This window comes from Janthinobacterium silvisoli, from assembly GCF_014200725.1.
GTDB lineage: Bacteria > Pseudomonadota > Gammaproteobacteria > Burkholderiales > Burkholderiaceae_D > Janthinobacterium.
Genome location: NZ_JACHCL010000002.1, coordinates 1160530 through 1184814 on the forward strand (window position 1 = coordinate 1160530; position 24285 = coordinate 1184814).

Genomic DNA, 24285 nt, shown 5'->3' on the forward strand with positions numbered 1-24285 from the left:
ATGTTTCTATTCGCCCAGTAATTCGGCAACCACTTCCATGCCTTGCACGCGCTCGGCCACGACTTTGACGATCACGATAATGGGCACGCCCAGCAGCAAGCCCCATACACCCCACAGCCAGCCCCAGAACAGCAGGCTGATGAACACCGCAGTGGGGTTCATGCGGGCGATACGGCCCGTCATCCAGGTCGTCACAAAGGTGCCGACCAGAGTCGCGATACCCATCGAGGTGGCCGTCACCAGCAAGACCATTTCCAGCGATTCAAATTGCAAAAAGGCCACCAGCCCAGTGGCCAGGGTGATCAGCAGCGGGCCGAAATACGGCATGATGTGCAGCAAGCCTGCCACGATGGCCCAGGCGCCCGCGTTTTCCAGGCCGATCAGGCGGAGGGCGATCCACATCAGCAGCGCCAGCAAGCCGTTCGTCACCAGCAGCATGAACATATAGTTCTGGATCGAGGTATTGATATCTTCCAGGATATGCACGGTCACCTTCTTGCGGCTCAGTGACGGCCCCGTCAGCTTGACCAGCTTGCGCTTGAAGGTATCGCCAGACAGCAACAGGAAGAAGACGAGAAAGATCACCATGGTGGCCTGGCTCAAGAAGCCCACCAGCCCCAGCGAACCGGCCCAGACCCAGTCCATGACCTTGAAATTGGGTGCATCGGGTTTACTGGCGGCGCGGCGGTCGGCGCGGCGCGCCTCGGCGCCAGCTGCCACTTGTTCTATTTCATTGGCCACAGCCTGCACTTTTTGCAGGGTGCTTTCCTTGCCGCCCGTGCTGGCGGCAATCAGACGCGCCAGTTTGTGGGTGGCGGCCGGCATTTCTTCGACGATGGATTCAAATTCGCCCTGCACGCGCTCCATCATGACCAGCGAGCCGAACAGTATCAGGCCGGTAACCACGCTGGCGCCGGCGATGCGGGGAATGCGGATTTTTTCCAGCCAGGCGACGAGGGGATTGAGGGTATAGGCGATAAAGATCGCAAAGACGACGGGAATCAGGAATTTCTGCGCCCACTGTAGCGCAAAGACAAAACAGACAGTGGCGATAATGCCCAGCGCCACACCGCGCACATTGACATGCAGCGGTAGTTGTAACGGCGGCTCCAGCGGCTCTGCGGCAACGCTGGCGGTTTGTTCGATCGGCTCAAGCCCGGCCGGCTCTGTGCTGCTCTCAGCTGGCGGAGTGTTCATGGAGTGTCATCTGGCGCGGCGGTTCAAACCTGTTCAAGGCGATCCGCAGCACCGGCCATGCGGCCGGTGCTGCGCAAGGCAAGTCGGCGATTACTTGATGCGGATATCGTTCTTGACCGATTTCACGCCTTTCACGCCGCGGGCGATTTCACCCGCCTTGGCAACGGACTCCGGATTGGCCACGAAGCCGCTCAGTTGCACCACGCCCTTGAAGGTTTCAACGTTGATTTCCGTCGATTTCAGGGTAGGTTCATTGAAAATGCTGGCCTTGACCTTGGTCGTCAGCACCGAGTCATCAACGTATTCGCCCGTGCCTTCCTTGGTGGGGGTCGATGCGCAGCCAGCGACGGCGAACAGGGAAGCAACGAAGAGACCAGTGGCGATGGATTTGGTGAATTTCATGATTTTTTTCCTTTTGAATGGACAATTAACAGTCAAACTACATGCTCAAACGAGCTTTTGATACAGCTTTTCATACCGCTTCTTATACCAGCCGCTTCCTGGCGCCCGAACCATCCGGGCATCATTCATCGAACTGGATTTTTGCAGCCTTGATACAGTCATCCCTGGCTGCGCCGGCTAATGCATCGCATTTTTCTGCTGCGACCTTGTACTCGGCTTTTCTTTTTGCTTCACGCGCATCACTGCGCGCTTCGATGACCTTCTTGTCTGCCTTGGCGTCGGCCAGGGCTGCAATCTTGGTGGACTTGGCCAGCTTGACGCACACATCCTTGTCATTGCCCGTCAAGGCGCCGCAACGGGCCAGGTCGACATCGTAGTTAGCGTCAGCGATCTTGATGCGGGCCTTGGTATAGGCACGCAAGGTATTCGTGTATTGCGCCTGAGCCACTGCTTCATCGTAGGCACGCACGGCCTTCGCTTCGGCAATGCACACATCTTTCGGATTACCGGTGATGCTGTCGCACTGGGCGCGGGCTGTCTTGTACTTGAGGGCCGCCTGCTCATTGGCCGACTTGTAGAGTGCCTTGGCCTGGCCGGTGGCAGCGACAGCCTGCCCCGCCCAGCCGGTGCACGCCAGGCTAACGAGGATGGCTGCGACGATTCTGCTTTTCTGCTGCATGGACAACTCCCTTACAAAATCATGATGTTCTTGCCTGCTTGCTTGGCATGACTACCGTTTTACGTGGATAGCGAACCGCCTTCTGTACGCTGCCGTACACAAGCATGCTTATTGTGAAACAGTCAGGGAATTTGTCGTTAATCGCGCACAAGCACGGTCACAAGTACTGCATACGCCTGGAAAGCCTTGCAGCGGTGACAATTAAGTACGTGCGGCAGCGTACAGACCCGGCGTGACGCCGTGTCTAAGATGGACTCACACTTACACCACGTCAGGAGAATAAAATGAAAACCAATGCCACCTTGGCTGCACTGATGCTCGCCGCCACCGCCGTACTGAGCGGTTGCGCCAATACCGGTCCATCGCAAAACTACCCCTCGTCGCAGGGCGACTATTCCACCTACGGCACCATCGATTCCATCCAGGTCATTCAGGGCGGCGGCGGTAGCAGCGGCGCTGGCGCCATCGTCGGCGGCATTGCGGGCGCCCTGCTGGGCAACACCATCGGATCAGGCGGGGGCCGCACGGCAGCTACCGTCGCGGGCGCTGTCGCCGGTGGCGTGGTTGGTAACCAGGTTGAAAACCGCCAGCAGTCAGGCTTGAACTATCAAATCAGCGTACGCCTGGACAATGGCGAATACCGCACCATCGTGCAGGACAACGCAAATAACTTGCAGCCGGGTAACCGCGTACGCATCGTCGATGGCCGCGTCTACCGTTAATCATCTCGATAAACAATAATCAACAATAACAAGGAGATACCATGGGCACCATCATTCTGATTATCTTGATCCTGGCCCTGGTTGGCGTACTGCCCACCTGGCCGCATAGCCGCAACTGGGGCTACGGCCCCAGCGGCGTGGCAGGGCTGATTGTCGTCATCCTGATATTGCTGCTCCTCACGGGCAGGCTGTAAAAAAGGCGCTACGGCGCCTTTTTTTTCGTCTTGATCTGTGTTTTAGGCCGCGTCACGCTCGTAGGGTGGCAATTCATGCACGACCAAGGGCGTGTCTTGCGTGACAAACGCCAGCCAGCCGGCAGCCTTGATGGCGCGCAAGGCATCCTGATAGCCCTGCTCCCAGCGCCACTCGATGGAACCCTTGGAAAAATTGATGTCCTTGGCCGCCATATGCCAGTCGCGGCCCGCATAAGGCAGTCGCACGATGTGCATCGTGCTGTCGCAGCCCAGCGCCACCAGCTCCTCCGTTTGACGGCGGTTATGCGCCGTATCGGGCAATTTGGCATACAGTTCGCGTAATTTGTGCTGCAGGGTGTGCGTGTTGACGTAGTCTTCGATGTGGCGCTTGGAACGCGATGCAAACGTCACATCCTTTTGCCGCGTCTGCACTTCGTCCAGCGTGGTCGGTTCCGGCCCTTCCGAACTCCACAAGTCGACCATGAAGACTAGGGTATCGACGTGAGGCGTGTCGTCCAGCACGGTCTCTAACGGTGTATTCGAATACAGGCCGCCATCCCAGTACAGGTCGCCATCGACGCGCACGCCGGCAAAACCGGGCGGCAAGGCGCCGCTGGCACGGATATGGTCTGCCGTCAGGCGTTGCTGCTGGCTGTCAAAACTGGTCAGGCTGCCGCATTTGACGCGCAGCGCATTGACGGTCAGGCGCATGCCGCCGGGCTGGTTCAGGTAATCGAAGTCGACCAGTTCATTGAGGGTACTGGCCAGCTCACTGGTATCGTAAAAGCTCGCTTGCTCGGGTTCGACGCTGGCCCCGACTGGAAACAGGCTGAAATTGCGCGGCTTGAAAAAGCCGGGCACGCCGCGCAAGACGGTGTCCAGGGTGGCCAGCCAGATATTCGAACGGCGCTGCTGATCGGTCACCAGGTTCATGTCGATGCTGTCGCGGTGCGAAATGCGCTCCCAGAACTGCTTCAGGCGCACCAGCCGGTCTGCTTCCTTGTTGCCGGCCAAAATAGCGGCATTGATGGCACCAATCGAGGTGCCCACCACCCAGTCGGGCGCCAATCCATGTTCGTGCAGCGCGTGATATACGCCTGCCTGATACGCGCCCAGGGCGCCGCCACCCTGCAGCACCAGCACGATGCGCAGGCGCGAAGGATTTAAAGGATTAATCGTTGTCGTCAAGATAGCCCCATCCATAGTCTGCGTGCGTGTATGCACCGTGAGCCATTGTAAGGGATAGTGCCATCGCGTGCCCGCGCGTGCGTCCGGAGCGCATCGGACAAAAAAAACGCCGTCAATGACGGCGTTGTAGTACGGCAGACTTACTCAGCGCTGGCGCTTGCGGCGCAGCCAGCTGGTGGCCACGGCAGCGACTGCCACCAGGGCCAGCGCCGGTTTGACCAGCTTCCTGCGGCCGATGAAGGACAGCGCCGTCAGCACATAGGGCATCGCGCCCTGCAGGCGCATGCCGCCCGGCGCCAAGAGCGAGTCGACACGGTGGCCGGCAAAACCGACCGCCGTTTCAACCACGCCTTGCAGCAGCGCCTCGGGACGCAGGGCATAGCCCGCATTGGCGCGCGCATGCACGATACCCACGCGATACAGCTCGCCCTGGGCAATCAATTGCTGCTTGCGGGCGGCTTGCGCCGCCTGTTTGTCTTCCGACATGAATTCTCCTTTAGCGCGGCCAACCAGCGCGGCAAAGACGGGCAAGCCCGCAGCGGCCGCGCCTGGCAACTACATCAGCATGTCACGATCAGCCTTCAATTCCGCCATGGTGGCCGGCATGGAAAGCTTACCCTGACTCAGCATGGCGCGTGCATAGATGACCAGGCCGATGGCCAGCAGCACGAATACTGCCGTCATGATCAGGAGTATCTTCCAGCCCAGGCTATCCCAGGCCAGGAAGACGATCAGCACGCTGCCGTAAGCGATGGCAAACAGGCCCGCCACCGTCGCCAGCGCGAAAATCACAATCAGCTGCAGCACATGATTGCGCACTTCCGACAGCTCGATAGTCGCCAGTTCCAGCCGCGACAACATCAGTCCGACGGCGTTCCTGGCCAGACCGGCGAATGAGGCGATCAATCCAGCCCCCTGGTGAGACGAAGCAGACTTGTCCATATCGCTCCTGTGATGGATTACTTGCGGCCCAGGATGAAACCGACCAATACACCGACGCCAGCGGCAACGGCCACCGTGCGCCATGGGTTTTCTTTCACATAGCCATCCGCCTGGGCAGCGATCTGCTTGGTGGCGACGATGGCCGAAGCCTGGGCTTCCTGCGCCTTGACCAGCGCGGCGTCCAGGGTCTTCATGCCCTTGACGCGCACTTCGTCGGCTTTTTCGCCGGTCAGTGCGGCGGCAGCGCTAAACAATGCTTGCGCATCCTTGACCAGAGTCTTGACATCGTTATTGACGGTGGTGATATTGTTTTCCAACATGGTTTAACTCCTCAGCGGTGGATGAATGATTTTAATTTCTCGATTTTAAGTTCTGACACTTAATTTGACTACGCTTGACTACGGCATGCTATTCCATCAGATCGCGCATGTCATCGGCGTGCTCTTCTTCAACGGCCATGATCTTGATCAACAAATGCCGCGTCGTCGGGTCACTATCGCCCAGTTTCACGATCATCTGGCGGTAAGACTCGATCGCTACACGCTCGGCGATCAGGTTGGCACGCACCATGCTTTGCACGTCGTCAGAGTCATCATACTCGGCATGACTGCGCGCAAGCAATGTTGCAGGATTAAAATCTGGTTTTCCATTCAATTGCACGATGCGTTCAGCCAGCCAGTCCGCGTGTTCCTGCTCTTCCTGGGCATGTTCAAGGAACTCGGCCTTGATGCTGCCATTGTCGCGCCCGCTGACGGTGTAATAGTGGCGTTTATAGCGTGCGATGCACACCAGTTCGGTCGCCAGCGCGCCATTGAGCATGTTGATGACTTCCTGGCGGTCGCCCTGGTAGCCAGCCGTGACGGCGCCGTCATCGAGATTCTTGGCGGCGGCGCGGATGGCGGCCGTATCGATACCGGCGGGAATGGCAATAGATGTAGCGTTCATGATGATTCCTTTCTGAACTGATTGGGTATCCACCGGCCACGAACAGGAACGCGGCCGGCGCTGCCTTCGGACCGGTCCGCTGCCGGACCACGCCCTCTTACTGCATTAAGACTGCTTTAACGGCGGGCGGGGATAGCCGTGTTGTCTTCCGACAGCACGATTTCCACGCGGCGGTTCAACTGGCGGTTGGACGCCGTATCGTTGCCAGCGGCAGGGTAAGCGGCACCATAACCGCGCGTGGCGATGCGGTCACGGGCGATGCCTTGATCGAGCAGCGCATTACGCACCGATTCGGCGCGGCGTTGCGACAGTTCCAGGTTATGCGCGGAGCCGCCGGTGCTATCGGTAAAACCTTCGATCAGCACGGTGCGCTGCGGATTGTTTTTCAGGATGTCAGCCAGCTTGCGCGCCGTATTCGCGCCATCGCCCGTCAGGTTCGCCTGGTCGGTGCCGAACAGCACGTCGCCCAGGGTGATCACCATGCCACGGTCGGTTTTCTTCGCTGCCAGGTCATTCAATTGCAGTTGCAGCGCAGCGGCGCGGGCTTGCGAATCGCGCAAGGATGCTTCGGCGTTTTGCGCCTGGGCCTGGGCCGCTTCGGCGCGGGCCGTTGCCTGGTTGGCTTCCTGGGTGCGCGCATCGAGGCGCAACTGGTCGCGCTGCTTGCCAGCATTGGCGATATCGGCTTCGGCTGCTTTCTGTTTCGCAATCTCTTGCGCGGTGGCGATTTTTTGCTTGGCCAGATAGGCCAGTTTGTCGACTTTCTCGCTGTCATCGCGGCGGTCGGCTGCTGCATTCGCTGCGTCCAGCGCAGCGCTCGCTTCGCGGAATTCACGTGGCGCATAGGTCGACACCAGCGGGTTCGACTGGGCGGCCATATAGTCGCCTCGGGTCTGGTCCAGCAAGCTGGTGGTGGTTGGAGCGGAGCTGCAGGCGGCGACCAGGGCGGCCATGGCCAGCAGGCCGGGGATGGTGGTGTAAGTGGATTTTTTCATGATGGGTTCCTGTCTTTTTATTGTTGGGGAGCTGCTTGCTGATTGGCGCGGTTCAGTTCTTCGCGCATGACGCGGATGTTCTCGTTGATTTCATCGGCGGCCGTGGTGGCCTTGGTCGAATTGGCCTTGCTTTGCGCCAGCTTGGCATCGGCTTGCGCCTGGTCGGCCAGTTCGCTGGCCCGTTTGTAATCGCGGTCTTTCAGGGCCTGGTTGGCGAGCGCCATTTTTTCGCGGGCCGAACGCATTTCATCGGGCGCCAGATCGGCAGCACCGGCGCTGGCGGCGTTAGCGACAGCGGCGCGCGACACGGCAACATCGGCCGTGGCCGGCGTTTTCAAGCTGGAGCAGCCAGCCATCAGGACAACGGCAGCGGCGCAAGCGGCCAGGGTGGTCAGTGGGGATGTCAAAAGATCTCGGCTTGTCATTTTTTTTCTCCTGGAGAACATGGGGGGTCTATCAAAACTGCATAAGGAAACAGAACTACGAACAGAACTGCGTTTGCTGTATGACGTTATAGGCCGCCCCTTCGCCGCTATCCGTTCGGTGCCGCACATAGAGTAGGAAATCAACAATATTGACTCTGACAAGGTGCGCTAGCGCACCATAGAGCGCTTTCGAGCGCAGCAACAAGCGCTTTGCTGTAGCATCGGCAAGTTCCTGCTACCCCTGTTTCTATTCCTTCACCAAGCGCACCATGCCTGTTTCCCGCCGCCAGAAAATCAGCCTTGCCAGCGCCGCCGTGATATTGGCCATCCCCGTGGCCGCCATCGCCGTGCTGAGCCACGCCGACTGGAACCGCGCCAAGCCGTGGCTCAATGCCAGGGTCAGCGAAGCACTGGGCCGGCCGTTCGCCATCGAGGGCGACTTGTCGCTGACCTGGGTCCAGCCAGGCGGGAGCGCACAGCCAGGCTGGCGCGGCTACCTGCCCTGGCCCCATTTGCAGGCGACCAAGGTGAGACTGGGCAATCCCGCCAACCTGACGCCAGATGGCGATACCGATACCGACGCCGCCACCGTCAGCCAGCTGGCGTTCTCGCTCAATCCGCTAGCCCTGTTTGAAAAAAAGATCGTGATTCCCCAATTGCGCCTTGACGCACCGCAACTGCATTTACTGCGCAACAAGGATGGCCAGAACAACTGGACTTTCGACCAGAATAGTCCATCCTCGCCATGGCGGCTGGAGCTGCAAAGCGTGGTTTTCAGCAAGGGCACGGTCAGCCTGGTGGACGCCGTTACGCAAGCCCGGCTGCAGGCCGACGTGGACACCATCAGCGGCGATGCGCGCTATGGCATCGCCTGGAAGCTGTCGGGTACTTACCATGGCGACAAAGTGCAAGGGGACGGCAAGGCGGGCAGCGTGCTGTCGCTGCAGCAAGACAGCACGCCGTTTCCCTTGCAGGCCAGCGTACAGACAGGCAAGACATCGCTCGCTATCGAGGGAACCCTGACGCGCCCCGCCCGCCTGGCCGCGCTCGATGTGCGCCTGAAAATATCAGGCCCCAGTATGGCCCGCCTGTATCCGCTGACGGGCGTGCTGCTGCCGGAAACGCCGCATTTCAGTACCGAAGGCCATTTGACGGGCACCCTGGCGCCCGGTGGCGGCGACTGGGTCTATGACAACTTCACAGGCAAGGTCGGCTCCAGCGATGTGCAAGGCAAACTGGTCTTTTCGGGACGCAAGCCGCGCAATCTGCTGCGCGGCGAGGTGCACTCGCGCCTGCTGCAGTTTCGCGATCTGGGACCACTGGTGGGCGCCGACTCCAGCGCCAGCAAGTCGGAACGGGGCGTGCCGCAACAGCAGCCGGCGGGCCGTGTATTGCCGGTGGAAACCTTCAAGACGGAACGCTGGACCAGCCTTGACGCGGACGTGCGCTACACGGCCGACAAGATCACGCGCGACGCCGACCTGCCCATCAGCGAGCTTGACACGCATGTGCTGCTGAGCGATGGCGTGCTGTCGCTGGCGCCGCTGAACTTCAATATCGCTGGCGGCACCCTGCGTTCGCAAATCAAGCTCGATGGCAGCGGCAAGGTGATACCCAACGGCATCGCCGCCGAATTGACGGCCAGCGCGCGCCATCTGCATATCAAGCAATTGTTTCCCCGTCTCGATGCCTTGCAAGCCAGTGTCGGCGAAATCAATGGCGACGCCTCGCTGACGGCCACCGGCAATTCCGTCGCCAGCCTGCTGGGCAGCTCGAACGGCGAAGTACGGGCATTGATCAACCGGGGCAGCATCAGCAAGCTGCTGCTGGAGGAAATGGGCCTCAATATCGGCAGCGTGGTCATCGCCAAGCTGGCAGGCGACAAACAAGTCAAACTCAATTGCATGGCCGCCGATTTCGTCGTCACCAAGGGTCTGATGCAAACACGCCAATTCATCGTCGATACGGACGACGCCGTGCTGCACATCGATGGCACGGTCAACCTGGGCAATGAGAAACTGGAGCTGACCTTGCAACCGGACAGCAAGGGCTTGCGCATCTTTTCGCTGCGCTCTCCTTTATATGTGCATGGCACTTTCAGCAAACCCGACGTCAGCGTCGACAAGGGCGTACTGGCCTTGCGCACGGGCAGCGCGCTAGCCCTGGCGGCCGTCGCGCCCTTTGCGGCCCTGCTGCCGCTGGTCAATACCGGCCCCGGCGAGGCCAACGAATGCGCGGCCCTGCTGGCGCAAGCCAGGGTCAAACCGGTAGCGCCTGCGCCGGGCAAGCAGCCAGCAAAAAAACGCTGAGTGGTGGCTGATGTAGCGCATTTACAATTGTTACACACCTATGTGCGTTGTCGAACAGACCCTTCCTTGCCGTAATCCTATCCTGACACCGTGCCTGAAAAAAACCAGGAACGTGACGCGAGGCCATCTCACCGGCCGGCCCCATACCCGCCCAATATCTGCGTCACGGGATTCGAATCTAAAGGAGAACCATCATGCAAACCATTAAAAAACTCGCTGCCACCACCTCGCTGGCCGCACTGGTACTGAGCCTGACCGCCTGTGCCAATATGTCGGGCCAGGATAAAAACACCGCCATCGGCGCTGGCGTCGGCGCCGTCGCCGGCTCCGTGCTGACAGGCGGCAGCGCTGTCGGTGCAGTCGGTGGCGCGGCCGTCGGTGGCGTGATCGGCAATCAGGTCAAACCGAAGTAAGTAAGGCAAAAAAAGCGGGACGGGCGCCATATGGCCCGTCCCGCTTTTTTTGCGCCTGCAGCGCCCATCAAACCATCTTAGATAAACACATTGGCCATGCCGGCAGTCCCCGCATCCTTGACCAGCTCATAGCAGCGGCAGGAAACCGCTTCCAGTCCGGCCGAATCGAGGATCTCGATATTACCGCGGCTGTAGGTGATCAGTTTTTGCTGCTGCAGCGCGCTGGCAGCCTTGGTGACGCCGACCCGGCGCACGCCGAGTGTGTGGGCAAGGAATTCGTGAGTCAGATGAAATTTTTCCGATTGCAGGCGGTCGCGCGTGATCAGCAGGGAACGGGCCAAGCGTGCTTCGAGCACGTGGAAACGGCTGCAGACGGCGATCTGGATCGCCTGCGCCAGCAGGGTATCGGTGTAGCGGTACAGCAAGCGTTGCAAGGAATCGAGCTGGGCGAATTCGGCGCAAAAATCGTCGCGTGAAATACGGCTGGCGCTACCGGAACGTTGTACGACAGCACGCACTTGCGCCAGTTCGTGGCCGAGCGCGACGGAGGCGCCCATCACGCCTTCGCGGCCGACGGAACCGACTTCCAGGGTCATGCGTCCTTCGGCCACGGCCAGCAGCGAGATCAGGCAGTCGTCGGGGAAATAGATATGGGCGATGGGCTGGCCAGGTTCGTACAGCACCTCGCCCACCTCCACCGTGACGGTATCGAACAGGGCGGCCAGGTGCTGCAGGTCGGACTCGGGCAGGCTGGCCAGCAAACGGTTGCCCGCAGCGGACGGGCCCACGCCAGAGCGGCCTGCTTCACGGGGCAAGTTCATGGTGGCGGTCATAGCGGGCATTGCCTTTTCCTTGGTGTCGTTACATCTCGACATGATTTTTACTTAGCCTAAGGTGCCGCCACCGTCCTGTATGTACGGTGACGCACGGAAGCAGATGACACGGAGCAGCACACTGATTCAAACAAGCAGAACAAGCACAACGACACAACAGATAGACCTTTATTGCAACCAGGAGCATGTCATGACCACCACCAAATCCGCCCATCCACTCGTCCTCGCCGCTGCCGTGGCCGTGCTACTGTTTTGCGGCGTCGGCACGGCCGCGCTGATGGGCTGGCTGCCGTCTTCGCACGGAGACGCCCGCCCGCTCGATAGCAGCACTTCCAGCACGCAAATGGCCGCGTTGCAAGCGAGCCAGCCGCCAGCGAGCGGCATGCAGCCGCTGGCCGCCCTGCCGCAACAGCAACAAGTAACACAAGCTCAACCACAGCAGCCACCTCAGCCACAACCTGAACCACAAATGGCGGCTGCGCCACCCGCGCCGCCACCCGTCTGCAGCAACTGCGGCGTGGTCGAATCGATCCATGAAATCAATACGCGCGCCGAGGGTAGCGGCGTGGGTGCGGCAGGCGGTGCCGTGGTCGGCGGCTTGCTGGGCCACCAGGTCGGCGGCGGACACGGCCAGCAAATCGCCACCGTGCTGGGCGCCATCGGCGGCGCCGTGGCCGGCAACCAGATCGAAGGCAATGTGCGCGCCACGCATAGCTATAACATCGTCGTTCGGCTGGACAATGGCAAGACGCGCACCATCCACCAGAGCGCCGTGCCAGGCTGGCGCCAGGGTGACCGCGTACGCGTCGTCAATGGCGGCTTGCGCGCAGCTTGAGCGCACGGGAAGTTTTCCATTTGACAATGTACGTTCGCGTACAGATGAGCACGCAAGGACGATGGATGATGCAGCCAGGTGAATCTCACTTGACAGCCAACCAGGGAGGCAGCATGGAAAACGATACGACAGGCAGCAATAAAATCTGGCTAAGCTTTATTGGCGGCGGCGTGCTGGCGACCAGCCTGGGCTTTGGCGCGCTGGACCTGTCGCCCTCGCCTGCCACCGCACCCGCGTTTGGCATCATGCTGCTGCTCACGGGCGGTTTGCTCAGCTGCATGGCTGGCGCCATCGGCCTGTCCGGCCTGCTGGCCTGGATACCCGGCATGGCCGAAGCAGAAAACGGGCCGGCACAAAGTAAGCTTTATGTACGGCAGCGTACAGTACGGAAGGCGTTCAAGGCAGACAATCCATCATGACAACTTAACTCCTGGAGACTCCATCATGCTTTACACAATTGCAGTAGTACTCATCATCCTTTGGCTGCTGGGCCTGGTAACTTCCTACACAATAGGCGGCTTCATCCATATTTTGCTGGTGATCGCGGTCATCATGATCTTGCTGCGCCTGATCAGCGGACGAGGCTTATAGACTGGTTTTGCCGTATGCTTCCGGCAAGACGGCGAACGGCGCGCGTGCAAACGGGCGCCGCTTTTGTATATGTTTACAAGCAATTGCCAAACAAGACATTTCTGCAGTAACGTGTGCGGGTAAGCCTTGGGCACGTCCCATAACAACACAAGGAGAAAATCCATGAAAGCATTCAAAACCGGCCCTGGCGCCAAAACCGTGATCGGCATGCTGGCCCTCACCCTGGCCATCTCTGGCTGCGCCGATATGTCCTCCACGCAACGCGGCACCGCCACGGGCGCCGGCGTCGGCGCAGGCCTGGGCGCGCTGATCGGCGGTACCACCGGCAATGGCAGTGCCGGCCGCACGGCAGGCGGCGCCCTGCTCGGTGCGGCTGCCGGCGCAGTAGTGGGCAATATCTGGTCGAACCGCATGGAAAACCAGAAACGCACGATGGAACAAGCCACCCAAGGCACGGGCGTGCAAGTGACGCAAACGGCCGATAACCGCCTGAAAATGGAAATCCCCAGCGATATCTCTTTCGATACCAACCGCGCCGACATCAAGGGCAATTTCCGCCCCATCCTCGACCGCTTCGCTGCCACCCTGAACGACAATCCAAACACCACCGTCAGCATCATCGGCCATACGGATAACACGGGCAGCGACGCCATCAACCAGCCATTGTCAGTAGAACGCGCCGCCCATACGCGCGACTACCTGGCCATGCGCGGCGTCTCGCCGACCCGCATCGTCACCGAAGGGCGCGGTTCGCGCGAACCGATCGCCTCGAACGCCGATGCGAATAGCCGCGCCCGCAATCGCCGCGTGGAGATTTACGTCGCAGAACTCGCCCCACGTCAATAATCTTCATCGAAGTCCCCATAAAAAAAACCGCTGGCAAGTGCGCTTGCCAGCGGTTTTTTTACGTGCAAAGGATTACTTCGACGTCGCTGCCTTGGCCCCGCTCTCGCGTTCCTTGGCGACCTTGGCAAAGTCGCCGGCCGTTACCACTGACACGGCTTCCGGCTTCAGGTAGTCGCGCAAGCCCTGGTTCACTTGCGCCAAGGTCAGGGCGGCTACTTTCGCTTCGAGGTCCTTGTCGTAAGCCATGGTGCGGTCTTCCGCCAGATAGCCTGCCAGTTCGCGCGCCAGGCCAGTGTCTTGAGTACGGCCCACTTCTTCCGATTGCAGCCAGCCTTTCTTCGCTTCAACCAACTCCGCTTCCGTAAAGCCATCGGCCAGCACCTTGGCGATTTCCTCGCGCAGGGCCGCTTCGACCTTGAGCGTATTTTGCGGTGCGCTGATGGCATAAGCCATCCAGTAAGCAGCCGGTTCACGCGATGGCACGTTCAGTTGCGAAGAAACACCATACGACAAGCCTTCTTTCTGGCGAATGCGGTCCGCCAGACGGCTGCGTAGTGCGCCGCCACCAAGCATGTGGTTGGCCATCAGCAAGGCTGGGTAGACGGCAGCATCATCCTTGAGGGGAAGCGGCTGTATCGCGAACAGTACACTATTGGCTTTGTCCGGTGTTTCCAGGGTGATTTTCTCGCCGCTGACCGGTTTCACGGCAGCTGGAATGCGTACATAGGGCTGGGCCGCTTTCCAGTTACCGTACAGGCTGGCCACTTGCGCTTTCAGCGCCGCCGGATCGAAGTCGCCGACGGCGGCAAAAGTGGCATTCGAGGTACCATAGTAGGCAGCATGGAAGGCTTTGACATCGGCTACCGTAACAGCTTTCAAGTTGGCCAGTTCGGCCGGCAGCGTAGCCACGTGGCGGACATGGCCTTCCGGCGTGGCGTCGATCAGGCGACGGAAGGCATTGATTGCCTGCGGTTGCGGTTCAGGCAAATCCTGTTCCGCCTTGGCCACGCGCTCACGCTGCAGTTCAGCGAATTCCTTCTCGCTCAGCGCAGGCTTTTGCAGCACTTGCGCCAGCAACTCCATGGCCGCCGGCAAGTTGTCGCGCTTGCCCACCAGCGTGGCTGTTACGCCTTCCGGGCCACCCTGTATCATCACTTGCATACCCAGCTGATCAAACTTGTCCTTGACTTCCTGGCGCGACAATTGATCGGTGCCACGCACCAGCAGGTTGGCCGTGTAGGCACCCACCGCAGCCTTGCCGCGCAAGCTCTCTTCCGTACCCAATTGCAGCTTCAATACCACGCTGACCGTATTGCCCTTGGTTTTCTTCGGCAGCAAAGCGCCTTTCAAGCCATTGGGCAAGGTGAAACGCGTGGTGCGCGCTTCGATATTGGCTGGGCTCGGGTCAAACGCTTCGCCTTGCGCCACCACCGCACGCCCCGTGTAACCAGCCAGCTGCGGCGCCACGTCGGCGTAGGCAGGCACGACGGTGCGGTCCGGCGTATCGGTCGGAATGAAACGGCCCAGGGTGCGGTTCGAGGTTTTCAGGTATTTCTCGGCCGCTGCCTGCACTTGCGCCGCCGTCACTTTTTCAAGCTGGTCGCGCTGCAGGAAGAACAGGCGCCAGTCGCCAGCCGCCAGCGATTCCGTCAGGGCGATCGTCAGCCGCGCAGTATTCGAGGTCGCCAGCTCGATCTGCTTGCGCATGTTTTGCTTCACGCGCGCCACTTCGGCTTCCGTGACCGGATGCGATTTCATGTCTTCCAGCACGGCCAGCATGGCGGCCTGGGCCGCGTCGAGGTCGCCACCGACCGGCACCAGGGCGCCGAATATGTTATAGCTTGGCTCCAGGTTGCTGGCCGCATTGGATTCAACCTTGCTGGCCAGTTTGGTTTCCACCAGCGCCTTGTGCAAGCGGCCCGATGGCGCATCGGTCAGCACTTCACCGAGCACTTCAATGGCCACCGCTTCCGGGTTGCCCGATGGCGCCACATGGTAGCCAGCGCCCACGAACTGGGCGCCGCCGCTGCGGCGCACCGTCACGGAACGCTCGCCATCCTGCACCGGTTCGGCCGTGTAGGTCGGCTCGATCACGCGCGTGGGTTTTGCTATCTTGCCAAACAACTCATTGATCTGCTTCAACACCTGGGCTTCGTCGAAGCGGCCGGCCACCATCAGCACGGCATTATCCGGCTGGTAATACTTGTGATAAAACGCGCGCAAACGGGGAATATTGACTTGTTCGATATCGGAACGGGCGCCGATGGTCGACTTGCCATAATTATGCCAATCGTAGGCAATCGCCTGCATGCGCTGGGTGGTCACGCGGATCGGATTGCTCTCGCCCATCTCGAACTCGTTGCGCACCACCGTCATTTCGCCCTTCTGGGTAGCCGGATTCCACAAGTCGTTCTGGTCGATCGTGGCGTTGACCATGCGGTCCGCTTCCAGCGCCAGGATCTGGCGCAGATTGTCGTCGTTGGCCGGGAAGGTGGCGTAGTAATTGGTACGGTCGTACCAGGTGGTGCCGTTGAACTGCGCGCCCGTGGAATTCAACACTTCGACCGGAGTTTTGCTGCCCTTCTTGACGCCGAAATTGGCGCTGGGCTTGAACAGCAAATGCTCGAGCAAGTGGGCCATGCCCGTTTCGCCATAGTTTTCATGGCGCGAGCCGACCAGGTACACGATGTTGGTGGTCAGGGTAGGCTTGCTGGCGTCGGGGAACAGCAGCACGCGCAAGCCATTGGCCAGGCGGTATTCGGTAATGCCTTCGACCGAGGTGACCTTGATGGCAGCGGCGGGCGCCAGGGTTTTCTGGGTCTTGACGGCTTCAACAGGGGTAGCGGCAAAGGCCAGGGATGGCAGGAATGCCGGAGACAACATGCCGGCGGCAAGCAAAAGAACGGTAATCGGTTTCAAGTCAGCTTCCTGGTAACACTACGTTAATATAAAAAAACGAAACAGCGCACGGTACGGACATAAGAATATTCATGGCATCAGCGCTGCGTCTTCGCTGTCCAGGGAAATTATTACTCTTCAACAATTTACGATATGCTTGCCATTTGCGCAAGCCCTGGTCACGGGGCTGTCATGTGAGCGTGTTATACTCGACCGTTCCAGAACTATCTGCCTGTATATGAGACGAGCTCTCGTCCTGCTCTGCCTTCTTGTTTTCACCGTACTTCCCCAGGCATACGCCAGCACGGCGATCGCCAGCCCTGCCCTGTTGCAGCCCGTTGCTGCAGCCGGCGATACCGTTACGCCCATAGATTTCCAGCAGACTGGCGACCATTGCGGCGCCGAAGAACACGATCACGATCCCATCACGCCATCGCACGCGCTGCGCCAGGCACTGCCCTTTTACGCCATCATCTGGCAAGCGGGACCCGGCGCACTTTCCGAAGCGGACGTGCGGCCGGCCATGCGCCCGCCGCGCGTCCGCCACTGATCACACCGGCATGCTTCAGACATGATTCGCGCCTGATGGACTGCACCGCCAGGCAAGCTCGACACTTTTGATTTTATATTTACAAGGTTACACACATGGAATGGTTACTTGACCCGACAATCTGGGTCGGCCTGCTGACGCTGGTCGTACTGGAAATCGTACTGGGCATCGACAACCTCATTTTCATCGCCATCCTGGCCGAGAAACTGCCGCCGCACCAGCGCGACAAGGCCAGGGTGCTGGGTCTGACCCTGGCGCTGGTCATGCGCCTGGGCTTGCTGACCCTGATTTCCTGGCTGGTCACCCTGACCACGCCCCTCTTTTCCATATGGCAATTCTCATTTTCAGGACGCGACCTGATCTTGCTGGCCGGCGGCCTGTTCCTGCTGTTCAAGGCTACGACAGAGTTGCATGAGCGCCTGGAAGGCGTCACGCACGCCGAAACCGGGCCCAAGGTGTATGCGGGCTTCGGCCTGGTGGTAGCGCAAATCGTCGTGCTCGACGCCGTGTTTTCGCTCGACGCCGTGATCACGGCCGTGGGCATGGTGGAAAACCTGTACGTGATGATGGCTGCCGTGATCATTTCCATTGGCGTCATGATGATGGCATCCAAGGTGCTGACGCGTTTTGTGAACGCCCATCCGACCGTGGTCGTGCTATGCCTGAGCTTTTTGCTGATGATCGGCCTGTCGCTGATCGCCGAAGGCCTGGGCTTCCACATTCCGAAAGGCTATCTGTATGCGGCCATCGGTTTCTCGGTGGTGATCGAATTTTTCAACCAGCTGGCGCGCCGCAACTTCCTCAAATTACAATCGTCGACGCCGCTGCGCGACCGCACGGCGCAAGCAGTGCTGAGCCTGCTGGGCGGCCGCAAGGGCCGCGAAGTGGTCGAAGAACATGAAGTGCAGGCGCAGCTCGATACCTCGGCCTTCGGCGTGGAAGAACGCAATATGGTCAGCGGCGTGCTGACCCTGGCGGAACGCTCGATCCGCTCGGTGATGACGCCGCGCGGCGATGTGTCCTGGGTGAACCTGAACGACAGCAGCGAAAAGATGCTGCAACTGCTGCGCGAAACGCCGCACAGCATGATTCCTGTCTGCAATGATGACCTGGACAACGTGGTCGGCATCGCCCGCAGCAAGGATTTGATCGAGGACCTGGTATCGCACGGCGAGATCGATCCGCTCAGCATGCGCGAAGCCATCGTCATGCCGGAAGCGGCCGGCGTCTTGAAAGCCATGGAAACCCTAAAACGTTCGCGCGGCCAGCTGGTGCTGGTGGTCGATGAATTCGGCACCGTGCAAGGCGTGCTCACGCCGATCGATATCCTCGAAGCGATCGCCGGCGAATTCCCCGACGAAGACGAGCAGCCGGACGTGGAAATGCTGGGCACCAATCACTGGCGCATCGACGGGGCGACGGACTTGCATTATCTGGAACAAGTGTTCGAAAAAGACACCCTGGTCAGCGAAGATGGCGAATACAACTCGCTGGCCGGCTACCTGCTGGCGCATTTTGAAAACATGCCGGCGGTGGGCGAAGTGCTGGAACTCGATGGTTTCCGCTACGAAATTCTGGAAGCGGACGAGCGCCGCATCGCCAGCGTGGACGTGCGCCGCATTCCGGTCGAAAACACGCTCTAGATCACAACTTGTAACAAAACGGCAAGCGTGCCGCGCTTGCCATACCGTATGCTGGGGGCTGCCATTCTTTGGAGATTCCAGATGCAACCATCCCCGCTACGTTTGACCTTGCTGGCCTGTGCCGTATTGGCCGGCCAGGCCCACGCCCAGACACCAGCGCCCGTCATCAAGCCGGGCCTGTGGCAAATCGATAACAAGATGAGCTCGCCCGATGCGGCCACCGACAATGCCATGGGCATGGTGCTGCAGCAACTGGGTAATTTGCCGCCCGATCAGCGCAAGCAGTTGGAAGCCATGGCTGCCAGCAACGGCGTGGCCATGCCAACGGTCGGCGCCGACGGGGCCGTGCGCGTGACAGCCTGCGTCACGCCAGCCATGGCGGCGCGCCAGCAGATTCCCACCGGCCAACCCGGAAATTGCCAGTCGAATAATGTCCCGGTAGCCGGTGGCATGAACGTGGCGTTCAGCTGCAGCAATCCAAAATCGAGCGGTACCGGCAAGGTAGTGTTCAATGGCGACCAGGCCTTCAGCATGCAATTGAACGTGACGACCAGCGCACGCGGCGCGCCGGAACAGGTGAACGTGGCCAGTACGGGCAAGTGGCTGGGCGCCAGCTGTCAGAAGCCTTAATTTACGACGCCTGACAAAACCGTCGCGAGCGGAAGGGAGAGGTGGCCGAGAAGCGCAACCGTACGATAGGTACGGTGAGCATCGCAGGCCGCCTATACCGACGCGTAGCAGGTTTGGTCAGGTGTCATCAGAAGCCGTGGCGGAAGCCCATATTGAATGCAGAGTCTCCACGCCCCGCATCGCTGGCATTGCCCACAGTGTAGTGGGCGCCGTTCTTGTTGTGGATCTTGGCGTAGGACGCATAGAAATCGCTGCGTTTCGATAAGGAATACGTGAGGCCGACGGCGAACTGGGTAGCGTCGCGGTTGGCCAGGTCGCGGTCATCCTTGTGCACATAGGAAGCGAGCAGATTGACGCGACCGACAGGCACCGCGACACCCAGTAAAGTATCGCGGCTGTCGGTTGACGACATCGACAGGGCCAGCGAACTGTAGGCATTGCTGGGGTCCCATGGCGAACTGCCGTACCCCTTGTTGACGCCGACTGCAGCGAAAGCCGTTGCCACTCCCAGGTCGACATTGGCCGCCACCAAGGTGTTGCGCGCCGACATGTCGATCGCGGGAGCACTGCTGCTGGCCAAAATCAGGCTATTCTTGCGCTGGTGCGACACGCTGATATTCACGGCGCCGGCCGAGTAGCCGATGGTGGCGCCATAGGCGCGGTTATTCGCGCTGCTGTAGGGCGATTCTCCAAAACTGTAGATGGCTGACGCGCTGATGCCGCGCAGGGCTGGCGTGACATATTTGACAGTATTGTCGTAGCGTTTCACGCTGTAACCGGCCAGATTGCTGGCGCTGCCCGCCATGCCACCCTTGAATGGGTCGGCCACATCGGTCAGGGCCAGGTATTGCGGATTGTACTGGCGGCCCAGGGTCAAGGCGCCCAAACGGCCATCGAGGCCCACATACGCCTGGCGGCCGAACAGGCGGCCATCCTGGTCCGACTGGCCCGTATCGTTGAGCACGCCCGCTTCCAGCGTGTAGACGGCGGCCACGTCATTACCCAAGGCTTCGCGGCCCTGCACGCCCAGGCGCGAGCCGGAAGCGACACCGCCCGAGACCTTGGTGCTGGCGCAATCGCCCGTGCAACCGCGTTCGGCCACGATGCCAGCATCGAGCACCCCATAGACGGTGGTATTGGAGCCCGTCTGGGCCTGCGCCGATAGCGCACATGGCCCGAATCCCATCACAGCAAGCGCGAAATACGAAGGCTTCATGATAAATATCTCGGTAACGTGAAAAGAAAACTTCCCGGTATTGATCAAGATCAAGCACGCTGTGCATTACGACCTTAGTGTCACGTTATCCTCTCTTTTTGGCAAGCAATCTGTGCGGTGTACAACAGAAATCCCAGCCTAGCCCCGGAACAGGCGTCGCATGCTGACAACAGACAAATAGTGACCATGATTGCGTCTTTTGCTGCAAAATAAGGAAAAAAGCAGAGCCTGTCTTCCATCATGGTTCGTTGCCGAACGTTGCGTGATTTGACACAGGCGGTACACTACTGGTTTTACCGACAGCGGCTCGCCCGTTTTTCCTGCATGCTAGCTATCCTCGAACGCATTGATCCCTACACCAGCAACATCGACTTGCTGGTGGAATTATTTAACTCTCTGCGTCCCAAGCGCCCGCACGACAGCGCCACCGCCATCGCCAATGTGCGCACCCTGCGCCAACTACTGAAAGGCAACCCCGACCAAGCCCGCGCCCTGCATGAATACGTGCTGCGCGTGCTGGCCGCGCGCCGCCACGCCAGCCTCTACACCGATATCGGCGTGCTCTCGAACAGCGGCTTTTTTACCGAATTGAAACGCCGCATCGCCTACCGTATGCTGCCGCCCGCGCTGGGCGATGAATACCTGAACGACGCGCTCGACCAGGTGCTGTACCTGAAGACCGATTACATCTGGATCAGCAATGTACCGGCCGCAGACTGGCTGGAACTGTTCGACGTGCTGACGGCGGACGAGATCGAACTGGCCGTGGGCGATGGCAATATCATGCTGCCTGGCATGCTCGATGCCATCCGCACCCTGTCTTACCGCGTCTGCGCGATGGGGCTGGAACCGGAATTGACGCGTTTCCATAATGAAATTGAAGTCTTCCAGTCGCCGTTCATGGTGCAAAATACGGAAGTGAACGCCTACCTTGATGCGTACACCAAGCTGCTGCACGGCGACCCGGAGCCGATCGAAGATGCGCGCCACTTGCTGGTGATGCTGGACCAGTGCGACGCCGTGATCGCCAAGATCCGCAAGAAAGCCTTGTACCAGGGTACCAGCATCCCCCTCACCTATCTGCTGGTGGCCCTGGCGCAAAGCATAGACCGCCTGCGCAAGCTGCTGTTCCTGGTCGATACCAGCGGCGAGCTGCCCGGCTCGCCCAATGTCGATATCGCCGCCGTCACCATTGACGCTACGCAAGACTTGCTCGATGCGCGCCCCATCAGCCGCCGCCGCGCGGGAGCCGTCTCGCTGGCGCTGGAACTGATCAGCGCGCACAACAACAAGTACAAAGTCAGCGACCTGTTTTCCGACAATATCAACTTGCTGGCCCGTAACGTGACGGAAAACGCCAGCCGCACGGGTGAACACTACATCGCGGAAAACCGCCGCGAGATGGGCGGCATGTTCCTCTCGTCGGCCGGCGCCGGCGTGATCATCGGCTTCATGGCCCTGTTCAAGATATTGATGTCGTATTTGCGCTCGGCGCCACTGGTCGAAGCGTTCATGTTCAGCATGAATTATTCGGTCGGCTTCATGTTCATCCACTTGCTGCACTTTACGGTGGCCACCAAGCAGCCGGCCATGACGGCCTCGCGCATCGCCGCCGGCCTGCACAGCAAGGATGGCAGGAATATCGACCTCGACAGCATGGCTGAGCTGATCACCAAGGTGTTCCGCACGCAAAACATGGCCGTGCTGGGCAACCTGGCCACGGCGATTCCCACGGCGTGGCTGATCGCGCTCGGTTACAAGGCGATCACCGGCCATCACCTGGTGTCGCCCGACAAGGCCATGCACTTGCTGCACGATATAGACCCTATCGGCACGCCAGCCGTGCTGTACGCCATGATCGCCGGCGTGTGCCTGTTCGTGGCCGGCTTGATTTCAGGCTATTATGACAACCAGGCCCTGTACACGCGCTGGGCCCAGCGCATCGCGCAATTGCGTGGCCTGGGCCGCGTGATCGGCCAGGAAAGGCTGCAGCGCCTGGGCCTGTATCTGGAAAACAACCTCGGTGGCTTGATGGGTAACTTCTACTTCGGTATCTTGCTGGGCACCATAGGCACGCTGGGTTTCCTGGTCGGCCTGCCCATCGATATCCGCCACATCACCTTTTCGGCAGCCAACTTCGCCACCGCCCTGGTAGGACTCGACCACCACATGAGCTGGCAACTGGCAGTCAAGTCGCTGTCGGGCATCTTTGCCATCGGCACGGCCAACCTGTTGGTCAGCTTCGGCCTGGCACTGTGGGTGGCACTGCGTTCGCGCCAGGTGCGCTTCAAGCATGGCGTGCAATTGCTGAAGATCCTCGGCAAACGCTTCCTGAGGTCGCCCATCACCTTCTTCTTCGGCAGTAAAAATCCGCCGCCACCGGCGCTGGCTGATGAATCGGCCGGTGCATCACCACCCAGAGGCCACAAATGACAAAGAGGCGCATGCGATCTTGTTTTCCCTTGATCCTGCTGTGCTGGATCATGAGCGCATGCGCCTCCTTGCCCAATGTTAAAAACCTCAATACCGAGCTGGAGCCGGCCGCCACGCCCAAGGTGATCACGGGCAAGGGCGCCGTGCTCAGCGTCAACAGCCGGGCCGCCCTGCTCAACAAGCGCTGGGCCAAGTCTGGCATGGATTTGAAAACCCAGGCCGCGCTGGAAGAAGCGGCCACCGGTGTGCCCTTGATCAAGGGCAACAAAGTCACCCTGCTGTTTGACGGCCCGCAAACCATGGCGGAAATGTTCAAGGCTATCAGCGAAGCCAGGAGCAGCATCAACCTGGAAACCTATATCTTCGACCAGGACCCGCTGGGCCTGAAGTTTGCCGACATGCTGATCGAAAAGCAGCAGGCGGGCGTGACCGTCAACGTGATCTACGATAGCGTGGGCACCATTGGCGTGCCGCAAGCGTTCTTTGACCGCATGCGCGCGGCCGGCGTGCACCTGGTGGCCTTCAACCCCGTCAACCCGGCCAAGCTGCGCGGCGACGAATGGAAAATCAATAACCGCGACCACCGCAAGGTGCTGATCGTCGACGGCAAGATGGCCTTTACGGGCGGCATCAATATCAGCGACACCTACGCCAAGAGCTCGCTGTTCCGCTCCAAATCCAAGGACAAGGACAAGAGCGACGTGGGCTGGCGCGATACCCATGTCAAAGTCGAAGGCCCGGCCGTGGCCGCCTTCCAGTGGCTGTTCATCCGCACCTGGGCCCAGCAGGATGCGGCCGACCTGCCAGACGGCAATTATTTCCCCGTGCTCTCGGAAGTGGGCGACAAGCTGGTGCGCGTGGTGGCCAGCGAACCGGGCGGCGGCTTTGAAATCTACAAGGCCTACATCCTGGCGATCCAGGAAGCGAAAAAATCGATCCACATCACCTCCGCCTATTTCGTGCCCGATGAGCAAACGGTCGCAGCCCTGATCGCCGCCGCCCAGCGGGGCGTGGATGTGAAAGTGGTGTTGCCCGGCGTATCAGACAGCGGCCTGGTGTTTCACGCCGGCCATGCCCTGTACGACCAGCTGCTGGCCGGCGGCATCCGCATCTTTCACTTGAAACTGGCCGTGCTGCACGCCAAGACGGCCGTCATCGACGGCGCCTGGTCGACGGTCGGCTCGACCAATATCGACATGCGCAGCTTCCTGCACAACAGCGAGCTGAACGTTGTGGTACTCGGTGACAGTTTCGGGCGCGAAATGGAAAACGCCTTTCAGGAAGACTTGCGCGACTCGGAAGAGATTACCAAGGCGAAATGGGAAGCACGGCCGCTGTCGGACCGCATCAAGGAATGGTCGGCCCGTTTCATGAATTACTGGCTATAGGCTGGCGCGAT

26 protein-coding genes are annotated in these 24285 nt (G+C 60.1%); 13 read left to right on the top strand and 13 right to left on the bottom strand.

Going from position 1 to position 24285, the window contains the following annotated elements; translation table 11 throughout:
- Positions 1-6: 6 nt before the first annotated feature.
- The 3 genes from HDE75_RS15320 to HDE75_RS15330 form a co-directional block, all read right to left on the bottom strand.
- The gene (locus HDE75_RS15320) at positions 7-1197 is read right to left on the bottom strand and encodes an AI-2E family transporter (protein ID WP_183676873.1); all 1191 of its coding nucleotides are present in this window, start codon (positions 1195-1197) and stop codon (positions 7-9) included.
- Positions 1198-1287: 90 nt separating this feature from the next.
- A complete protein-coding gene (locus HDE75_RS15325) occupies positions 1288-1599 on the bottom strand; it encodes a BON domain-containing protein (protein WP_183676872.1) in 312 nt (103 codons plus the stop codon).
- A 121-nt stretch (positions 1600-1720) separates the two neighbouring features.
- The gene (locus tag HDE75_RS15330) at positions 1721-2278 is read right to left on the bottom strand and encodes a hypothetical protein (RefSeq protein WP_183676871.1); all 558 of its coding nucleotides are present in this window, start codon (positions 2276-2278) and stop codon (positions 1721-1723) included.
- A gap of 284 nt (positions 2279-2562) precedes the next feature.
- Here HDE75_RS15330 and HDE75_RS15335 point away from each other — a divergent pair, with 284 nt between their 5' ends.
- Both HDE75_RS15335 and HDE75_RS15340 read left to right on the top strand, forming a co-directional pair.
- Complete coding sequence (locus HDE75_RS15335) at positions 2563-3000, top strand: outer membrane lipoprotein (protein ID WP_183676870.1); 438 nt, start codon at positions 2563-2565, stop codon at positions 2998-3000.
- Between the two features lie 41 nt (positions 3001-3041).
- The gene (locus HDE75_RS15340) at positions 3042-3194 is read left to right on the top strand and encodes a DUF3309 family protein (RefSeq protein ID WP_152244651.1); all 153 of its coding nucleotides are present in this window, start codon (positions 3042-3044) and stop codon (positions 3192-3194) included.
- A gap of 42 nt (positions 3195-3236) precedes the next feature.
- Here the strand turns inward: HDE75_RS15340 and HDE75_RS15345 are convergent, their stop codons facing one another.
- The 7 genes from HDE75_RS15345 to HDE75_RS15375 form a co-directional block, all read right to left on the bottom strand.
- Positions 3237-4397 (bottom strand): patatin-like phospholipase family protein, encoded by a 1161-nt coding sequence (locus HDE75_RS15345; protein ID WP_183676869.1) that lies wholly within the window; start codon positions 4395-4397, stop codon positions 3237-3239.
- Positions 4398-4526: 129 nt separating this feature from the next.
- A complete protein-coding gene (locus tag HDE75_RS15350; RefSeq protein ID WP_183676868.1) occupies positions 4527-4868 on the bottom strand; it encodes a hypothetical protein in 342 nt (113 codons plus the stop codon).
- A gap of 69 nt (positions 4869-4937) precedes the next feature.
- Positions 4938-5324 carry a phage holin family protein gene (locus tag HDE75_RS15355; protein WP_183676867.1) on the bottom strand — a complete coding sequence of 129 codons (387 nt, stop codon included), beginning with the start codon at positions 5322-5324 and terminating at the stop codon, positions 4938-4940.
- Positions 5325-5341: 17 nt separating this feature from the next.
- Positions 5342-5644: an ElaB/YgaM/YqjD family protein gene (locus HDE75_RS15360; protein WP_183676866.1), complete on the bottom strand. Its 303-nt coding sequence runs from the start codon at positions 5642-5644 to the stop codon at positions 5342-5344.
- An 88-nt stretch (positions 5645-5732) separates the two neighbouring features.
- A complete protein-coding gene (locus HDE75_RS15365; protein WP_183676865.1) occupies positions 5733-6269 on the bottom strand; it encodes a ferritin-like domain-containing protein in 537 nt (178 codons plus the stop codon).
- Positions 6270-6385: 116 nt separating this feature from the next.
- Positions 6386-7264: an OmpA family protein gene (locus HDE75_RS15370; RefSeq protein ID WP_183676864.1), complete on the bottom strand. Its 879-nt coding sequence runs from the start codon at positions 7262-7264 to the stop codon at positions 6386-6388.
- Positions 7265-7281: 17 nt separating this feature from the next.
- Positions 7282-7620, bottom strand: a complete 339-nt coding sequence (locus HDE75_RS15375; RefSeq protein WP_409254918.1) for a DUF4398 domain-containing protein — start codon at positions 7618-7620, stop codon at positions 7282-7284.
- Positions 7621-7958: 338 nt separating this feature from the next.
- On the opposite strand from HDE75_RS15375, the gene HDE75_RS15380 reads away from it, so the two are divergent.
- Both HDE75_RS15380 and HDE75_RS15385 read left to right on the top strand, forming a co-directional pair.
- The gene (locus HDE75_RS15380) at positions 7959-9998 is read left to right on the top strand and encodes an AsmA family protein (protein WP_183676862.1); all 2040 of its coding nucleotides are present in this window, start codon (positions 7959-7961) and stop codon (positions 9996-9998) included.
- A 194-nt stretch (positions 9999-10192) separates the two neighbouring features.
- Positions 10193-10411 carry a glycine zipper 2TM domain-containing protein gene (locus tag HDE75_RS15385; protein WP_152244667.1) on the top strand — a complete coding sequence of 73 codons (219 nt, stop codon included), beginning with the start codon at positions 10193-10195 and terminating at the stop codon, positions 10409-10411.
- A gap of 77 nt (positions 10412-10488) precedes the next feature.
- Here the strand turns inward: HDE75_RS15385 and HDE75_RS15390 are convergent, their stop codons facing one another.
- Positions 10489-11232, bottom strand: coding sequence for a Crp/Fnr family transcriptional regulator (locus HDE75_RS15390; RefSeq protein ID WP_260174158.1), 744 nt, complete (start codon positions 11230-11232; stop codon positions 10489-10491).
- A gap of 202 nt (positions 11233-11434) precedes the next feature.
- On the opposite strand from HDE75_RS15390, the gene HDE75_RS15395 reads away from it, so the two are divergent.
- From HDE75_RS15395 to HDE75_RS15410, 4 genes are all read left to right on the top strand, one after another.
- Positions 11435-12079, top strand: coding sequence for an outer membrane lipoprotein (locus HDE75_RS15395; RefSeq protein WP_183676860.1), 645 nt, complete (start codon positions 11435-11437; stop codon positions 12077-12079).
- A gap of 113 nt (positions 12080-12192) precedes the next feature.
- Entirely contained in the window at positions 12193-12498 is a 306-nt protein-coding gene (locus tag HDE75_RS15400; RefSeq protein WP_183676859.1) for a hypothetical protein, read from the top strand.
- Positions 12499-12523: 25 nt separating this feature from the next.
- Positions 12524-12670: a lmo0937 family membrane protein gene (locus HDE75_RS15405; RefSeq protein ID WP_183676858.1), complete on the top strand. Its 147-nt coding sequence runs from the start codon at positions 12524-12526 to the stop codon at positions 12668-12670.
- Positions 12671-12877: 207 nt separating this feature from the next.
- Complete coding sequence (locus HDE75_RS15410; protein ID WP_465052550.1) at positions 12878-13516, top strand: YiaD family glycine zipper/OmpA-like lipoprotein; 639 nt, start codon at positions 12878-12880, stop codon at positions 13514-13516.
- A gap of 72 nt (positions 13517-13588) precedes the next feature.
- On the opposite strand, the gene HDE75_RS15415 is transcribed toward HDE75_RS15410, so the two are convergent.
- Positions 13589-16435, bottom strand: coding sequence for a M16 family metallopeptidase (locus HDE75_RS15415; protein WP_183676856.1), 2847 nt, complete (start codon positions 16433-16435; stop codon positions 13589-13591).
- Positions 16436-16652: 217 nt separating this feature from the next.
- Here HDE75_RS15415 and HDE75_RS15420 point away from each other — a divergent pair, with 217 nt between their 5' ends.
- From HDE75_RS15420 to HDE75_RS15430, 3 genes are all read left to right on the top strand, one after another.
- On the top strand, positions 16653-16964 hold the full coding sequence (locus HDE75_RS15420) for a hypothetical protein (protein ID WP_183676855.1): 312 nt from the start codon (positions 16653-16655) through the stop codon (positions 16962-16964).
- A gap of 95 nt (positions 16965-17059) precedes the next feature.
- Complete coding sequence (locus HDE75_RS15425) at positions 17060-18607, top strand: TerC family protein (RefSeq protein ID WP_183676854.1); 1548 nt, start codon at positions 17060-17062, stop codon at positions 18605-18607.
- An 81-nt stretch (positions 18608-18688) separates the two neighbouring features.
- Positions 18689-19237, top strand: coding sequence for a DUF3617 domain-containing protein (locus HDE75_RS15430; protein WP_183676853.1), 549 nt, complete (start codon positions 18689-18691; stop codon positions 19235-19237).
- A gap of 127 nt (positions 19238-19364) precedes the next feature.
- On the opposite strand, the gene HDE75_RS15435 is transcribed toward HDE75_RS15430, so the two are convergent.
- A complete protein-coding gene (locus tag HDE75_RS15435) occupies positions 19365-20453 on the bottom strand; it encodes a porin (RefSeq protein WP_183676852.1) in 1089 nt (362 codons plus the stop codon).
- Positions 20454-20777: 324 nt separating this feature from the next.
- Between HDE75_RS15435 and HDE75_RS15440 the strand changes: the two genes are divergently transcribed.
- Together HDE75_RS15440 and cls are read left to right on the top strand one after the other, a co-directional pair.
- Positions 20778-22886, top strand: a complete 2109-nt coding sequence (locus tag HDE75_RS15440; RefSeq protein WP_183676851.1) for a site-specific recombinase — start codon at positions 20778-20780, stop codon at positions 22884-22886.
- Positions 22883-24274: a cardiolipin synthase gene (gene cls / locus HDE75_RS15445; RefSeq protein WP_183676850.1), complete on the top strand. Its 1392-nt coding sequence runs from the start codon at positions 22883-22885 to the stop codon at positions 24272-24274. Before HDE75_RS15440 ends, cls begins: the two co-directional genes overlap by 4 nt.
- The last annotated feature ends 11 nt before the right edge of the window (positions 24275-24285 follow it).

Coding starts and splice junctions, on each gene's coding strand:
- HDE75_RS15320 (WP_183676873.1), bottom strand. CDS start 1,197: ATGAACACTCCGCCAGCTGAGAGCAGCACAGAGCCGGCCGGGCTTGAG.
- HDE75_RS15325 (WP_183676872.1), bottom strand. CDS start 1,599: ATGAAATTCACCAAATCCATCGCCACTGGTCTCTTCGTTGCTTCCCTG.
- HDE75_RS15330 (WP_183676871.1), bottom strand. CDS start 2,278: ATGCAGCAGAAAAGCAGAATCGTCGCAGCCATCCTCGTTAGCCTGGCG.
- HDE75_RS15335 (WP_183676870.1), top strand. CDS start 2,563: ATGAAAACCAATGCCACCTTGGCTGCACTGATGCTCGCCGCCACCGCC.
- HDE75_RS15340 (WP_152244651.1), top strand. CDS start 3,042: ATGGGCACCATCATTCTGATTATCTTGATCCTGGCCCTGGTTGGCGTA.
- HDE75_RS15345 (WP_183676869.1), bottom strand. CDS start 4,397: ATGGATGGGGCTATCTTGACGACAACGATTAATCCTTTAAATCCTTCG.
- HDE75_RS15350 (WP_183676868.1), bottom strand. CDS start 4,868: ATGTCGGAAGACAAACAGGCGGCGCAAGCCGCCCGCAAGCAGCAATTG.
- HDE75_RS15355 (WP_183676867.1), bottom strand. CDS start 5,324: ATGGACAAGTCTGCTTCGTCTCACCAGGGGGCTGGATTGATCGCCTCA.
- HDE75_RS15360 (WP_183676866.1), bottom strand. CDS start 5,644: ATGTTGGAAAACAATATCACCACCGTCAATAACGATGTCAAGACTCTG.
- HDE75_RS15365 (WP_183676865.1), bottom strand. CDS start 6,269: ATGAACGCTACATCTATTGCCATTCCCGCCGGTATCGATACGGCCGCC.
- HDE75_RS15370 (WP_183676864.1), bottom strand. CDS start 7,264: ATGAAAAAATCCACTTACACCACCATCCCCGGCCTGCTGGCCATGGCC.
- HDE75_RS15375 (WP_409254918.1), bottom strand. CDS start 7,620: ATGGCTGGCTGCTCCAGCTTGAAAACGCCGGCCACGGCCGATGTTGCC.
- HDE75_RS15380 (WP_183676862.1), top strand. CDS start 7,959: ATGCCTGTTTCCCGCCGCCAGAAAATCAGCCTTGCCAGCGCCGCCGTG.
- HDE75_RS15385 (WP_152244667.1), top strand. CDS start 10,193: ATGCAAACCATTAAAAAACTCGCTGCCACCACCTCGCTGGCCGCACTG.
- HDE75_RS15390 (WP_260174158.1), bottom strand. CDS start 11,232: ATGAACTTGCCCCGTGAAGCAGGCCGCTCTGGCGTGGGCCCGTCCGCT.
- HDE75_RS15395 (WP_183676860.1), top strand. CDS start 11,435: ATGACCACCACCAAATCCGCCCATCCACTCGTCCTCGCCGCTGCCGTG.
- HDE75_RS15400 (WP_183676859.1), top strand. CDS start 12,193: ATGGAAAACGATACGACAGGCAGCAATAAAATCTGGCTAAGCTTTATT.
- HDE75_RS15405 (WP_183676858.1), top strand. CDS start 12,524: ATGCTTTACACAATTGCAGTAGTACTCATCATCCTTTGGCTGCTGGGC.
- HDE75_RS15410 (WP_465052550.1), top strand. CDS start 12,878: ATGCTGGCCCTCACCCTGGCCATCTCTGGCTGCGCCGATATGTCCTCC.
- HDE75_RS15420 (WP_183676855.1), top strand. CDS start 16,653: ATGAGACGAGCTCTCGTCCTGCTCTGCCTTCTTGTTTTCACCGTACTT.
- HDE75_RS15425 (WP_183676854.1), top strand. CDS start 17,060: ATGGAATGGTTACTTGACCCGACAATCTGGGTCGGCCTGCTGACGCTG.
- HDE75_RS15430 (WP_183676853.1), top strand. CDS start 18,689: ATGCAACCATCCCCGCTACGTTTGACCTTGCTGGCCTGTGCCGTATTG.
- HDE75_RS15435 (WP_183676852.1), bottom strand. CDS start 20,453: ATGAAGCCTTCGTATTTCGCGCTTGCTGTGATGGGATTCGGGCCATGT.
- HDE75_RS15440 (WP_183676851.1), top strand. CDS start 20,778: ATGCTAGCTATCCTCGAACGCATTGATCCCTACACCAGCAACATCGAC.
- cls (WP_183676850.1), top strand. CDS start 22,883: ATGACAAAGAGGCGCATGCGATCTTGTTTTCCCTTGATCCTGCTGTGC.